Annotated in this window: 14 protein-coding genes and 1 tRNA gene; 9 read left to right on the top strand and 6 right to left on the bottom strand. The window is 38.4% G+C overall.

What is annotated here, in order from left to right; genetic code table 11:
- The first annotated feature begins 191 nt into the window (after positions 1 to 191).
- From AW165_RS04140 to AW165_RS04150, 3 genes are all read left to right on the top strand, one after another.
- A complete protein-coding gene (locus AW165_RS04140) occupies positions 192 to 992 on the top strand; it encodes a GNAT family N-acetyltransferase (protein ID WP_060465033.1) in 801 nt (266 codons plus the stop codon).
- 122 nt (positions 993 to 1114) lie between these two features.
- On the top strand, positions 1115 to 2017 hold the full coding sequence (locus tag AW165_RS04145) for a helix-turn-helix domain-containing protein (RefSeq protein WP_000447715.1): 903 nt from the start codon (positions 1115 to 1117) through the stop codon (positions 2015 to 2017).
- Between the two features lie 111 nt (positions 2018 to 2128).
- Positions 2129 to 3130, top strand: a complete 1002-nt coding sequence (locus tag AW165_RS04150) for an aldo/keto reductase (RefSeq protein ID WP_060465034.1) — start codon at positions 2129 to 2131, stop codon at positions 3128 to 3130.
- 46 nt (positions 3131 to 3176) lie between these two features.
- On the opposite strand, the gene AW165_RS04155 is transcribed toward AW165_RS04150, so the two are convergent.
- A complete protein-coding gene (locus AW165_RS04155) occupies positions 3177 to 3569 on the bottom strand; it encodes a hypothetical protein (RefSeq protein ID WP_060465035.1) in 393 nt (130 codons plus the stop codon).
- Between the two features lie 23 nt (positions 3570 to 3592).
- Complete coding sequence (locus AW165_RS04160) at positions 3593 to 4336, bottom strand: hypothetical protein (RefSeq protein ID WP_060465036.1); 744 nt, start codon at positions 4334 to 4336, stop codon at positions 3593 to 3595.
- 228 nt (positions 4337 to 4564) lie between these two features.
- Between AW165_RS04160 and AW165_RS04165 the strand changes: the two genes are divergently transcribed.
- A complete protein-coding gene (locus AW165_RS04165) occupies positions 4565 to 5452 on the top strand; it encodes a DMT family transporter (protein ID WP_060465037.1) in 888 nt (295 codons plus the stop codon).
- Here the strand turns inward: AW165_RS04165 and sxtR are convergent.
- Positions 5449 to 6369, bottom strand: coding sequence for a multidrug efflux pump transcriptional activator SxtR (sxtR, locus tag AW165_RS04170; protein ID WP_060465038.1), 921 nt, complete (start codon positions 6367 to 6369; stop codon positions 5449 to 5451). The two genes, AW165_RS04165 and sxtR, sit on opposite strands and share 4 nt — an antisense overlap.
- Positions 6370 to 6509: 140 nt before the next feature.
- Here sxtR and sxtP point away from each other — a divergent pair, with 140 nt between their 5' ends.
- Together sxtP and AW165_RS04180 are read left to right on the top strand one after the other, a co-directional pair.
- Complete coding sequence (gene sxtP / locus AW165_RS04175) at positions 6510 to 7754, top strand: multidrug efflux MFS transporter SxtP (RefSeq protein ID WP_060465039.1); 1245 nt, start codon at positions 6510 to 6512, stop codon at positions 7752 to 7754.
- A gap of 124 nt (positions 7755 to 7878) precedes the next feature.
- Positions 7879 to 7954, top strand: a tRNA-Thr gene (locus tag AW165_RS04180).
- Positions 7955 to 8117: 163 nt separating this feature from the next.
- Here the strand turns inward: AW165_RS04180 and AW165_RS04185 are convergent.
- Positions 8118 to 8672 carry a hypothetical protein gene (locus AW165_RS04185; protein ID WP_136512829.1) on the bottom strand — a complete coding sequence of 185 codons (555 nt, stop codon included), beginning with the start codon at positions 8670 to 8672 and terminating at the stop codon, positions 8118 to 8120.
- 120 nt (positions 8673 to 8792) lie between these two features.
- A complete protein-coding gene (locus AW165_RS04190) occupies positions 8793 to 9890 on the bottom strand; it encodes a PD-(D/E)XK nuclease family protein (RefSeq protein WP_060465041.1) in 1098 nt (365 codons plus the stop codon).
- A 536-nt stretch (positions 9891 to 10426) separates the two neighbouring features.
- On the opposite strand from AW165_RS04190, the gene AW165_RS04195 reads away from it, so the two are divergent.
- Both AW165_RS04195 and AW165_RS04205 read left to right on the top strand, forming a co-directional pair.
- Positions 10427 to 10762, top strand: a complete 336-nt coding sequence (locus AW165_RS04195) for a DUF6388 family protein (protein WP_060465042.1) — start codon at positions 10427 to 10429, stop codon at positions 10760 to 10762.
- A gap of 467 nt (positions 10763 to 11229) precedes the next feature.
- Positions 11230 to 11457, top strand: a complete 228-nt coding sequence (locus AW165_RS04205; RefSeq protein WP_060465044.1) for a helix-turn-helix transcriptional regulator — start codon at positions 11230 to 11232, stop codon at positions 11455 to 11457.
- A gap of 30 nt (positions 11458 to 11487) precedes the next feature.
- Here AW165_RS04205 and AW165_RS04210 read toward each other — a convergent pair whose 3' ends face one another.
- Entirely contained in the window at positions 11488 to 11742 is a 255-nt protein-coding gene (locus AW165_RS04210) for a helix-turn-helix domain-containing protein (RefSeq protein WP_060465045.1), read from the bottom strand.
- A gap of 118 nt (positions 11743 to 11860) precedes the next feature.
- Here AW165_RS04210 and AW165_RS04215 point away from each other — a divergent pair, with 118 nt between their 5' ends.
- Positions 11861 to 12400, top strand: a complete 540-nt coding sequence (locus AW165_RS04215) for a hypothetical protein (RefSeq protein ID WP_060465046.1) — start codon at positions 11861 to 11863, stop codon at positions 12398 to 12400.
- The last annotated feature ends 7 nt before the right edge of the window (positions 12401 to 12407 follow it).

Below are 12407 nucleotides of genomic sequence, written 5' to 3' on the forward strand. Positions count from 1 at the left end.
CAAAGGATAATCCGCGTGTTTTGGAGTGTCAATGTAAGGTTGAATAGAAATTGGTTAAATAATTATTGTTGTTTATTCAATTAGATATTTAAGCTAAAAAGACCTTCAATTTAAATTTAACGATGTCATGATAATAAAAATATAGGATAGTGAATTATGATTGAGTTCATGATTTGAATAGGTAATTAATAATGATAATAAAGGGATCTCCCACCAGTTCAGAAGAATACCAACTTATCTTTCAATGGCTTGATGAGCGGTTCCATTATTCTATTGGGGCAATGGCTTTTCTTAATCAAACACAAGCTACCAATACCGAGTGGCAACTCTTACGTTTGTATAATTCACAAAACGCCGAGCAACTTTTAGGAGTCGCGGTCACCGTTGCTAGGGGCACCTGCTTCTGGGTTCCATCAGAGGCATCGTCTGGTTCATTACTCTGTACATCAATTTTAGAGCTTCAACCGCGTCGGATCGTCACCACCGCGATCGGGCGAGACTTATTGCATGCCGAGATCAAACAAAAAGGACGTATTTTAAGAGAATATGATCAATGGATCATGGTCTGCTCACGCCAATTTTCTGAAGCTCAAGGGCGCTTGGCTGAACTTTCGGATATTGCCCGTCTTAATGAATATCAACATCTATATAATAAAGAGCGCTCAGTAAATGAAACACCTGACTGGGCATCTCTAATTCAACAACAAAAAATTATTGTGCTTGAAGCAAATCAACAAATCGTTTCGATAGTGCGTTTAGGCATAGAAACCAATCGACTCGTTTCTATTGGCGGCACATATACCTTCCCTGCTTATCGCCGAAAAGGTTTTGCCGAACGCGTCTTAAAATTTGCAGTTAATCAGATTGTTGCAACGGGACGGATTGCCCACTTAATTGTCGACGTTGATAACACCCCAGCGGTTACCCTTTACCGCCAAATGGGTTTTGAATGCGTAGAGTCGTCTTACATTGCTTACCCAGAGTATTTATAAAAAATTATTCATTTTCAAACCTATTTAAATGAACAGATTGATCACGCTATAAATAAAAGCTACAGTAAAAAAGTTTGAATTTTATAACTTTAAATAAATTGATAATGCATGCAGGCAAAGACATGGAAACCATACATGATTTTTATCGCCGCTTTTCTTTAACCAGAGATAGCGATTACTCGGTTCCATCCACTTCGTTTGGACATTTCAACGTGTTCCAACGTGATGCCTGTTCGTTTCTCACACCTTATAGCCGCCGCGATTATTATAAAATTTCACTGGTTTTAGGCACAGGTGAACTTCACTACGCCAACCGCTGGATACGAGTCGACCGCCCTGCTTTACTGTTTTCAAACCCAATGGTGCCCTATGCATGGGAAATTAATTCGCCCGAACAGGCAGGCTGGTTTTGTCTATTTACCGAAGAGTTTGTAAACCAAGAATCAAGACAAAGCTTTTTAAAAGACTCGCCACTGTTTAAAGTCGACGGCGACCCGCTATATTTTTTAAACGACCAACAAGTTGAAGAAATTTCATTTATTTTCAAAAAGATGATGAATGAAATAAATTCAGACTATATTCATAAATACAACGTTTTAAGAAACTATTTGCACCTGATTGTGCATGAAGCTATGAAAATGCAACCGACCCAACAGTTTGAAAAACATAGCAATGCTGCGGTTCGGATTTGCCACTTATTCTTTGAATTATTAGAGCGCCAGTTCCCCATCGACTCGCCCCATTTTCAGCTTAAACTCAAAACTGCAAATGACTATGCCTATGGTTTGTCGGTGCATGTGAACCATTTAAACCGAGCTGTAAAAGAAGCGACAGGCAAAACCACGTCTGAGCATATTAGCTCGCGCATTACGCAAGAAGCCAAAGCGCTGCTACAACACACCAGTTGGAATATTTCTGAAATTGCCTATAGCTTAGGCTTTGAATATTCAGCGTATTTCACCAACTTCTTTAAGAAAAATACTGGATTTTCGCCTAAGAAGTTCCGAGAAGATTGTGTAGCTTAAAAACAGATTGTTTGAATTTTATAATTATTGGTTTGAATGTTATACGTCAGTTTGAGCCAAAGCATTTTATAGTTTTTCTACTCAAGTGATTTTGCAAAAAGAGTGTGAAAAATGAAATATAGAACTTTAGGACAAACAGGCGAAAAAGTATCAGCACTTGGTTTAGGTTGCATGGGAATGAGCTTTGCCTATGGTGCCTCAGACGACACACAAAGCATTGCCACTCTAGAAAAGGCATTAGACCTCGGCATTAACTTTTGGGACACCGCCGACATGTACGGCAACGGCGCAAACGAAGTTTTGCTCTCAAAAGTTTTAGAAAAACATCGCGACAAAGTTTTTTTGGCGACCAAATTTGGCTTCCGTTATAAAGAAGATAACCTTAACCCACAAAACTCTTTAGAGTCTTATATCGACGGCTCACCTGAGTGGATTAAAGTCGCGGTCGAAAACAGTTTAAAACGCTTAAATACAGACGTGATTGATTTGTATTATGCACACCGTATTGACCCAAACATTCCAGTTGAAGACACGATTGGCGCAATGGCGGACTTGGTCAAACAAGGTAAAGTTCGTTATTTAGGACTCAGTGAAGCGTCGGCTGAAACTATTCGTAAAGCGCATGCGATTCATCCGATTGCAGCGGTTCAACATGAATATTCATTGCTTACCCGTGAGTTTGAGCAAACCCATTTGCAAACCATTCGCGAGTTAGGTATTAGCCTTGTCCCGTATTCACCACTTTCGCGTGGTTTAATCACCAATACGCTTGATGTGGGTAGCCTAGACGAAAACGATTTCCGTCGCCAATTACCACGCTATCAAGGCGATAACTGGAAAAATAACCAAAGCTTGGCGCAAGCATTTAGCGAATTTGCCCAAAGTAAAAACGCGACCGCCGCTCAACTGGCTTTGGCTTGGATTTTGGCGCAAGGTGATGACATTATTCCAATTCCGGGTACACGTAAAATCGAGCGACTTGTCGAAAATGCTGGCGCTGTAGACCTTCATTTAACAGCAGCAGATTTGGCAGAAATCAACGCGATTATTGCGAGATATCCAAACATGGGCGCACGCTATAACGCTCAGCAACTAGCTGCGGTCAACCACTAAAATATAAACCATAAAAAAAGTCCGATTCAGTGTCGGACTTTTTAATTTAATTTTTGCTATATGTGCCCTGCTGGCGTCCACCTTCCCAGATTGCATCTAAGGATTTATCTGAAATATTCAGTCGTTCAGGGAAAATACTTAAATCCTTTTTAAATTTAGCCTCTGGTTTTAAACCAATACAGTCTCCATTTTTCCACCATATGCCTTCGGCATATTGGTCTAAAGCACCTACAGCGAGCATCCATTGAAACTTGCCATCTGGCTGAAGTAAAAGTTCTGAACCGACTTCCATCACACCATGTAAATAATAGTGCCCACTCCACACCTCATCGGCTTTTTGGAATTTCACTTCCTTACAGGTGCTTGTCGGCTCTGCATAAATTTGAGCAGAAAAAATAACCGTAGAAACAAGCAGTAAAGGTGCAAATATATTTTTCATTATTGTGTTCCTATATTTTGGTCTTATTTCCCAGACTCAACTTTTAAATACGTTCCATCGGCATAAACGTTATGTCCAAAGCCACAGCCCGAGTTACCTTCGCTTTGTTTAACCTGAATATAATTGCCTAACTTCGCATTGGTTTTAAAATCGAGCTGAATACGGCAGTCTTCATTTTTATAAACCGTTTGCTTTTTATTAGACGGCATTTTGGTGTCAAACTCACCCATATTTGGGCCATAGATCAAGCTTCTAAGTCCCATATATAAACCAGCATAGCTGATGGCATATTGGCCCTGTTTACGACTTACCGTGATGTGATCCCACTCACCAAAACCTGAGTAACGGACGTATTCACCCGACAAATCATTGGATGTTTTAGGTTGAGGCAACTGCTTAAGATTAAACTGACTAGATTTTGATTTTTCATCAAGCATAAACCATGCTCTTGCCCAAAGTGGCTGACCCAATTTGGCATAGGCTAAGCCCACATTATTGTTGGCAACGTCAATATCACGGTCGGTAAATTTAACTGTGGTTTCATCTGCATTAGCTTTACAAAAAGCAGTCCAAGAGGCTTGGTTTTGGAAATTTTCGAGCGCTTTTTTATATTGTTTTTGGTCGTAGAATTTCTTACCTAAGCTTGCGTATTGCTTCACTTTATTACAGCTTTGTTGTAATTCTTGTTCAAAAGAAAACTCTGCATGCGTGACCGCCAAAGCCGAAAGTGTAAGAACCGCGCAACCTGAAATAATAGATTTAATCATTTTTAAAATTCTTTAATAATTAAATAATTATATAATATGAGTTGGCGCTATAAATCACAATTATTTGAAACAAAAGTCTCTTAGAAGAGTTTATGTTTTTATAAAACTGATTAAATCAATACAGAATAAATCATGGAAGGTGTTAAGCGTTAACTGATTATTTTAATTGAATATTCATCTAAAAAATAATGTAGACTGCATGTGTAAAACTTAGGAAGAATTATAAGAGTGAATAATTTAATTATTGGAACCCTATTTGCACTTTGTGCAGCGGCTTTAAATGCCTCTATCGGCGTGATTAGCAAATTACTCATGCACAGCGGTTTAAACCCACAAGACATTGCCTTTTTAAAAACCATTATCGCCTTTTTCTTTTTAAGTGTATTTTTATTTAAAGTGCCTGTTAGCCAAAAGATTGGTTTTATTAGCAGCACGCCAAGTAAACTCAGCGTTTTTGCTCAAATTGCCATATGTGCTTTTTTAGGGATTTTCTCTTTATTCTTTTTCGAGACCATTGCCTATAACCACGGTGCTGCGGCTAATGTGGTAGTGGTACTCATGGCTTCGGCTGCCATCTCTGCCCTATTTTTTGGTCGATTCATTTTAAAAGAAAGCATCTACATTCATTCTCTTATTGGAACATTATTGGCGGTTGCGGGGATTAGTATCATTTCATGGAAAGGTGAAAATAGCCTTTTAATGCTGATCAATGCTTCTGTTGCCGGCACAGGTTATGGCCTATTTTCGGTTTTAGTGAAAAAATTCAAATTAAACGGCGGGCTGTTTCTGACTAAATACTTACTGCTGTTTGGTAGCGTTTATCTTGCAGTTCCATTTTTAATTAATTTTCACAGCATTAATTTTAATAGTGACATTGTTTTAGGTTTGATTGGTTTAGCTGTCCTGCCAACCATCCTCGGCTTTTTCTGTACCACTAAAGCGTTGTCTTATATGAGTGCCGCAAAGGTACAAGTGACCGAGCTTTCAGAACCCATTTTTGCAGCGCTCATGGCTTGGGTTTTCATTCATGAACAGCCGACTTTATCGTTTTTATATGGCGCGATTTTTATTATTTCAGGCATCGTTTTAATTAATAAAGCGCCAAAATCAAACTAGCCGATTTCATCTATTTCGTTGGCGTGGTGACAAGCGACTTGCACCACACTGGCAAAGTTAATCGCCATTTGTGAAGGGGCATGTTTCTTATAAGCAAGCCCTAAACCCACCGTAGGAACAGGCGCTTTCAAAGAGCGATAAGCCACACCCTGTATTTGCAATTGTTTGGTAGACTCGGGAACCAAAGACACCCCCAAATTTGCAGACACTAACGATAAAATCGACACAATTTGCGGAGCATTTTGTCCAATTTTTGGTTCAAAACCACGCTCATGGCAGGCCTGTTTAATCGCATCAAAAAGCCCTGCACTAATGGATGGTGGCGAGACAATAAAATCAAGCTCTCGTAGTGCCGTTAAATCAATTTCTTGCGTTGAATCATCTAAACTCAAAGACTCAGAAGGTAAAGCGGCAATGAGTGGCTCTGCTAATAATTCTTGGATAATTAAACTATCTGGAATATTTCGTGGTGAACGAATAATTGCCACATCTAAACGGTCTTCAAGCAATAAATCGATGAGAAGTAAGGTATTAGCTTCTTCAAGTTTTAAATTTACTTTCGGGTATTGCTGCTGAAAATAGCGAACACATTTAGGAATTAGAGGGTTCAACATTGAAGTACCTGTAAAGCCTAATCGCAATTGGCCCACTTCGCCATTTGCCACTTGTTTAACTAAGCTCACTGCATCTTCTACACGCTGCTGTACAGGCTGAATGGCATTTAAAAAGGCAAGCCCTACTTCGGTCAGCTCCACCCCATGAGGTGATCGAATAAACAAATCTGCACCTAGCTCTTCTTCTAAGTCGCGTATTTGCATGCTTAAAGGCGGCTGGCTCATGTTTAAGCGTTGCGCAGCTTTGGTAAAGTTTTTTTCTTCTGCTACCGCTAAAAAGTAGCGTATATGTCTTAGTTCCATCGCTATATACAAAACATATCATGACCCATTGTTAAATATATTAGAAAAATACCACTCAAATTGCTAATTTTAATTTATCGAATTTTCTCGATGCAGTATGCCCCCAAAGCACTGCACTTTCTTTCTGTCATGGTCATGATATGAGTTCTTCATCTACACCCAGTACCTTAAGTACTGAGGCAACTTCTGTTCTTTCCCGTGAGTGGATTCACAAAGGGACTAAAGCCTATAAACATGCAGGATTTGCTTTATTCCTCGTAGGTTTTGCCAGTTTCTCTCTGATTTATTGTGTACAGCCACTCTTACCTGCATTTAGCCAAAGCTTCCAGATTAGCCCTGCGAGTAGCTCTTTAGCCCTGTCATTAACAACTGCTTTTTTAGCAATTTCGATTGTACTATCAAGCGCCTTTTCACAAGCCCTTGGCCGTCGCGGTGTAATTTTTACATCAATGCTGTGTGCCGCAATTTTAAATATTATTTCAATGTTTACCCCTAACTGGCACAGTTTGCTGATAGCACGCGCTTTAGAAGGTTTGCTGCTCGGTGGCGTACCCGCAGTGACAATGGCTTGGATTGCTGAAGAAATTGCACCTGAACACTTGGGTAAAACCATGGGTTTATATATTGCAGGTACGGCTTTTGGTGGCATGATGGGCCGTGTCGGCATGGGTATTTTGGTTGAATATTTTTCTTGGCGCACCGCCTTAGGTTTACTTGGGGCAATCTGTTTTATTTGCTCAATTGCCTTCGTCAATCTACTACCAGCCTCACGTAATTTTGTACAGAAAAAAGGGCTAAATTTAGGGTTTCACATGCAAATGTGGCGCGCCCATTTAAGCAATACAAAATTATTACGCCTGTTTGCCATTGGGTTCTTGCTGACTAGTGTTTTTGTCACCTTGTTTAACTATGCCACTTTCCGTTTAAGTGGAGCGCCTTATTCACTCAGTCAGACGCAAATTGGCCTTATTTTCTTGTCGTATAGCTTTGGCATGGTGTCTTCATCGTTGGCAGGAACACTAGCCGAGCGTTTCGATAAAAAAACCATGATGATGAGTGGCTTTGCTTTAATGATTGTGGGAAGTCTCATGACCCTGCTCACTTCTCTTTTCGGCATTATTATTGGTATTGCATTTATTACTACGGGTTTCTTTATTACCCACTCACTTACCAGTAGTTCTGTTGGCGCTGAAAGCAAACAAGCGAAAGCTCATGCTAGTTCGCTCTACTTACTTTTTTACTATATGGGTTCAAGTATTGTCGGCTCAGCAGGCGGTTGGTTCTGGCTACACGGTGGTTGGAGTGCGATTGTAGGCTTAACTGTTGTACTGTCATTACTTGGGATATTTTTAGTAATTTATACAAAACATGCAAAAGCGCATTAATGCGTTGAAACCCTAACTTTTTCAGGCTAAACCCTATGAGAATTTAAAAATAATATGAAAAAATTTAAATGCTCATTTTTTGGCTTGTAATTTTTTTAAGAAACTGTAAAATTCACTCCACGTTGCCGGCATAGCTCAGTTGGTAGAGCAACTGACTTGTAATCAGTAGGTCCACAGTTCGAATCCGTGTGCCGGCACCATCATTAAACCTCATGAATATTTGATTTATGGGGTTTTTTGTTGTCTGTAGGTTTAGCTCAGTTCTAGCCCAACGGACTATTTTGTAGTCCATTTGATCAATAGTCTGATGGTCTACGCGTTCCAAGCCCAAACTTTACTCTTTTTATGACTTATCTTTATTACTCATCTTTTAAAAGCCCTAGAAAGTATTATGAGTAATAACCATATAAACGATATATAACCCCATTTTCTAGCTTCTTTAGGTGCTCTTGCTTGGGATTGAATAAAACTATCTTTGAATTCTTTAGAAGATGGAGAAGCATATTCTACGTATTGTATATTAGTAATTCTAGTTGGGTACAATGACCGATCTAAGACTCTTCCAAACAAAATAACTGTTTCCTCATTCATTGCCTTAGTAAAATCATGAAGACTTGATGGAAAAGCAACTAGTCTTAGTTTTACATCAGTTCCCTGATCCGACAAAGAAATTACTTTTCCATAAATATATAATCCTCCCCCACCTTTAGAACTACGATGCTCAACCAACACACCTTTTACTTCTACTAATTTGGCATTGGTAATTCGTTTTGCAATATCATAAGAATATTCAAAACGACTAAGTGTAATTATCAAGACTATAGGGAAAGTCCAATAAATGCAGTGTATCCAAAATTTCTCTACACCTCTTCTAGAAAAGATAAATGAGAAAATAGACCCTATAGTTTTGATCATCACTTCTTTTAAACTCAGCTAAACAGTTGTGTAACAAGTCCATTTTTGATTTGGTGTTGGCTTAACTAGTCACATTACATCTTAGAGCTATATAAAACTTCTACCTAATATATTGATATAAAATTATTTTAAAGTCTTTTCAATCAAATCTAACAACTTAACCTTTTCAAAAAATAAATCTGAAATCGCCTCTAAGTTATTTTCAAGGGAACGCCAGTAAATACATAGCCAACGTTCAGCCCCTCTATGATAATTTTCAAATTTCTGTCCTAAATATCGCGAATCAGATTGAGTACCTAAAATAGAAAAAGCTTCTTTTTCTCGCTCAGGCGATAGGTTTAGGATGTAAGTAATCACTTTCACTACTGTCTGCCCTTTCTCCAGCTTAATCAATAAAGTAGTATTTGATTTAGACCCCCAAGTCTTATTATAAAAACGAATACCACCCCAAGACTCATACTTATTTTCAGATTCATATCCATCAATCATTTCATTAAGTTGCTGACTTAGACTGTCCACAACCTCCCTAATAGTATTAAGCTTAAGTTTTTGAATATCTTCTATTTCTTTATAATGATCTAATATAAATTGAACACGATTCATATCTAAATTCTTTATACGATAATAACTATCTAAATGAAGTAAGAACTCGCGGGCAAAGAGGTTCCATTTATTCATTGGATTTGTAAGTATTTGCTCGGTCAAATATGGACGAATACTATTTACAATTTGTTGATATGATAAGCCAAGCCAGCCTTCCACCTCACTTTTCCCTGTAATACTAAGAACAATGCCTAGAATTTGTTTATTCTTATAATGATTTTTAAATTGAGCAAATTGGAAGTAATCCTGAAAAGGATTATTCTGATGATGGTAAACTTTAGCTTCTAACAAAATAAAACAGGTATCTGTTTCTATCCATAGATCAATACGATTACCTTGATGGGTAACTCTCTCTCTTTCAAGTTTTACAATATTGCCTAGATCCAATTTACTTAAGCATTCCTCTTGCTGTAAAACATCGCAGAAACCTTTCCAAAATAAATCACCCAGAACATGCGATTCATTTGGGTTCAGAAAGAACTCTAATAACTCCGTAGTCGGATTTTCATAATAGTTACGAATTGCTGTATCAAAAAAAGTTTTTTCCCGAGGTGGTATTTTATATTTCTTTGCAGTTTCGAGCAGTTGCTTATAATGCTCAAAGTTAGGTAATTGCATATTTAACCCATAAATTCTAGTAATATTAATTGATCTAATATTTTATTTTTCAAATATATATCATTTTTATAGCCTATCAACAAATGAACAACCATGAAAATTTATTTAACTTCTTTAGCTTAATAGTCTAACTAGGTCATTAAACCTACTCAACTTCCCTACCCAACATGCTCCCCACACCATTTCCAGTTCTTTGGCTTTCCATGCGAATTGCGATGTTGATACATCAACTTTTCATAGTTGCTATCGCTGCATAGAGCAGGACGCATGGAAAACTTAAGGCGTTAGGGGAATTTTCAAGGTTGCTTGTATTTCCTGTTTCAAACAGGACATCTAGGCTAAACCCTTAAAAGTTCTGGGGAGTTTTGCTTTATATGATCTTATCTGTAGGATATATGCTATGAATCATTCCCTTCTGTACAATTCCCCGAATCCCCTACAACTACTTAACAAATAATCCCTTTATCTTTTTTCCCACACCACTCCATCTATAATGCATTTATTACCAAAAAAACATTATTTATTGAGCATCTAACATGAAAGACTATTCGGAATATTTCAATGAAGCTGTTGCTTCTTTTCTTGCACATAATCCTACTCTACAAAGAGAGCTTATAAGCATTACTGTTGATAGAGCAGAGAGTAGAGGAACTACAGTGGAAACACTTCGCTCACAAGTCGTGAATCAAAAATTCGTTGAGCATGCAGCCCTATTAGGTATAGAGCCAATTCATTTAGTACTGCAACTCATTGATGCACCTGAAGATGAAAAGAACCAAATCCTAAAAAACCATCATCAGAAGCTTGCTAGTTCTATTGGTGTTGATTGGCAGAACTACATAGCAATAAACCCTCATTTATCCCATCTATAATCAAATTACTCCCCTGTTCTTGAGTAGGTTAAGAGGGGGTTTCTTTTGCTTTCATTAATGAAAGTTTTTTATTGTGGCATTTAGGGAGGATTTTTTAAGGTTCCTTGCATTTTCTGTTTCGGACTGGACATCTAAGGGGAATACCTGATGGTTGTGGGGAGTTTCTTTAAAATAACCACTCTTTTTATGGGGTAAAAATCGCTTGGCTCTTATGGATAGAGAGAACTGTTTCTGTATTTGCCTTGAGTTTGCATAGATATTATCTACATGGTCTATTAACCAAGGAGTGACCATGTAGAAATACTTTCCTGAGCTTGATACTGTTTCCGACATCCTTGCATCAATTCCTCATCCACAAATTCAATCCATTGCACATGCTATTCGTATCTGCAATGACCAAGATACGCATGTCCTCACCAAACTACATGCTGTAGTTGGGGTTATGATCTAAATACATAGAGGTAAAAATGAAAGCTTTGAAAGAGTGGCTCAAACAGCAACGTGAACTCAATGAGCTGACTCAACAGCAATTAGCTCATAAGCTTGGAAAGCCTTTGCAATACATTGAAGATGTGGAACATGGTGATTATCGCTTGGAGGTCATTGAATTTATTTATTATTGCCAAGCCTTGAATATTGACCCTCATCAGGGTATTCGCTTAATTGATCTTGATCCTCAAGAGCAAAACAAGTAATTCTCTGCTTAATTGTTATTATGATCCATATCAATTCCTTGATGCTGGAATCGCTTGCCTAATCTGCTCTAACCCCTCCTCTGGGGTAACTCCAAGCATACGGCAATACCACACATACTCGACAACATCTAAACGACGCTCACCTTGTTCAACCTTTTGAATGTACGAGTGCGGTTTACCCATGCGTTCAGCTAATGCTCGCATAGTGAGATGTTGTTCTTCCCGCATTTGCTTCAACCACTTAGTTAAAGCCTGCATTTCTGGGGTATTAATACTTGCTGTCATGTACCTATTATCGATACAATATATTTTGTACCCAATATAGATACATGTAATATGTAACTAATCCTGAAATCAGAACTAAGTCTTCACTTTCTAACGAGAAAATATAAGGTGCATAAAGATGGGGTTTTCAAATTTACTTAGCTCTGCACTGACTGCAGTCGCTACATTCTCTGGTAATCCAGATGTTCAACAAGTTGCTAATTCTGCTAATGAATTAGTGGTTTCTTATCAAGCTCAGCAACAACAGGAAATGGCTCAACGAATCATAAGTTCGCCTGACGGCATTATCCCTGTAACTGAAAAAGGTAAAACTGTCTGGCGAGCTTTGAAATACAACGCTAATGGTGAAATTACTGGCTTTGCTGACTTTAATACCAAGGAAGAATATTTAATGTTAAAGCAACAGGAACTCCGCGCTCAACAAGCATGGGAACAGCAAAGGAAAGCTGAACAAGCTACCCAACGTCAGTCTACGACTCAAACCAAGCGTGCAGGTGATGTCTCAATTGCTGATCTTGATGCATATGGGCAAATGCTTGGCACCATGCAACAGGCATCTATGGGTGCTTTGAAAAACTGCTCTCAATATGTTGAAAGCTCACCCCCTTGGAATGCTTGCGTACAACGTGAAGTACAAAAGGTGGAACAGCGCAGATAACTAAACC

Source organism: Acinetobacter sp. LMB-5, assembly GCF_001541635.1.
Lineage (GTDB): Bacteria > Pseudomonadota > Gammaproteobacteria > Pseudomonadales > Moraxellaceae > Acinetobacter > Acinetobacter pittii.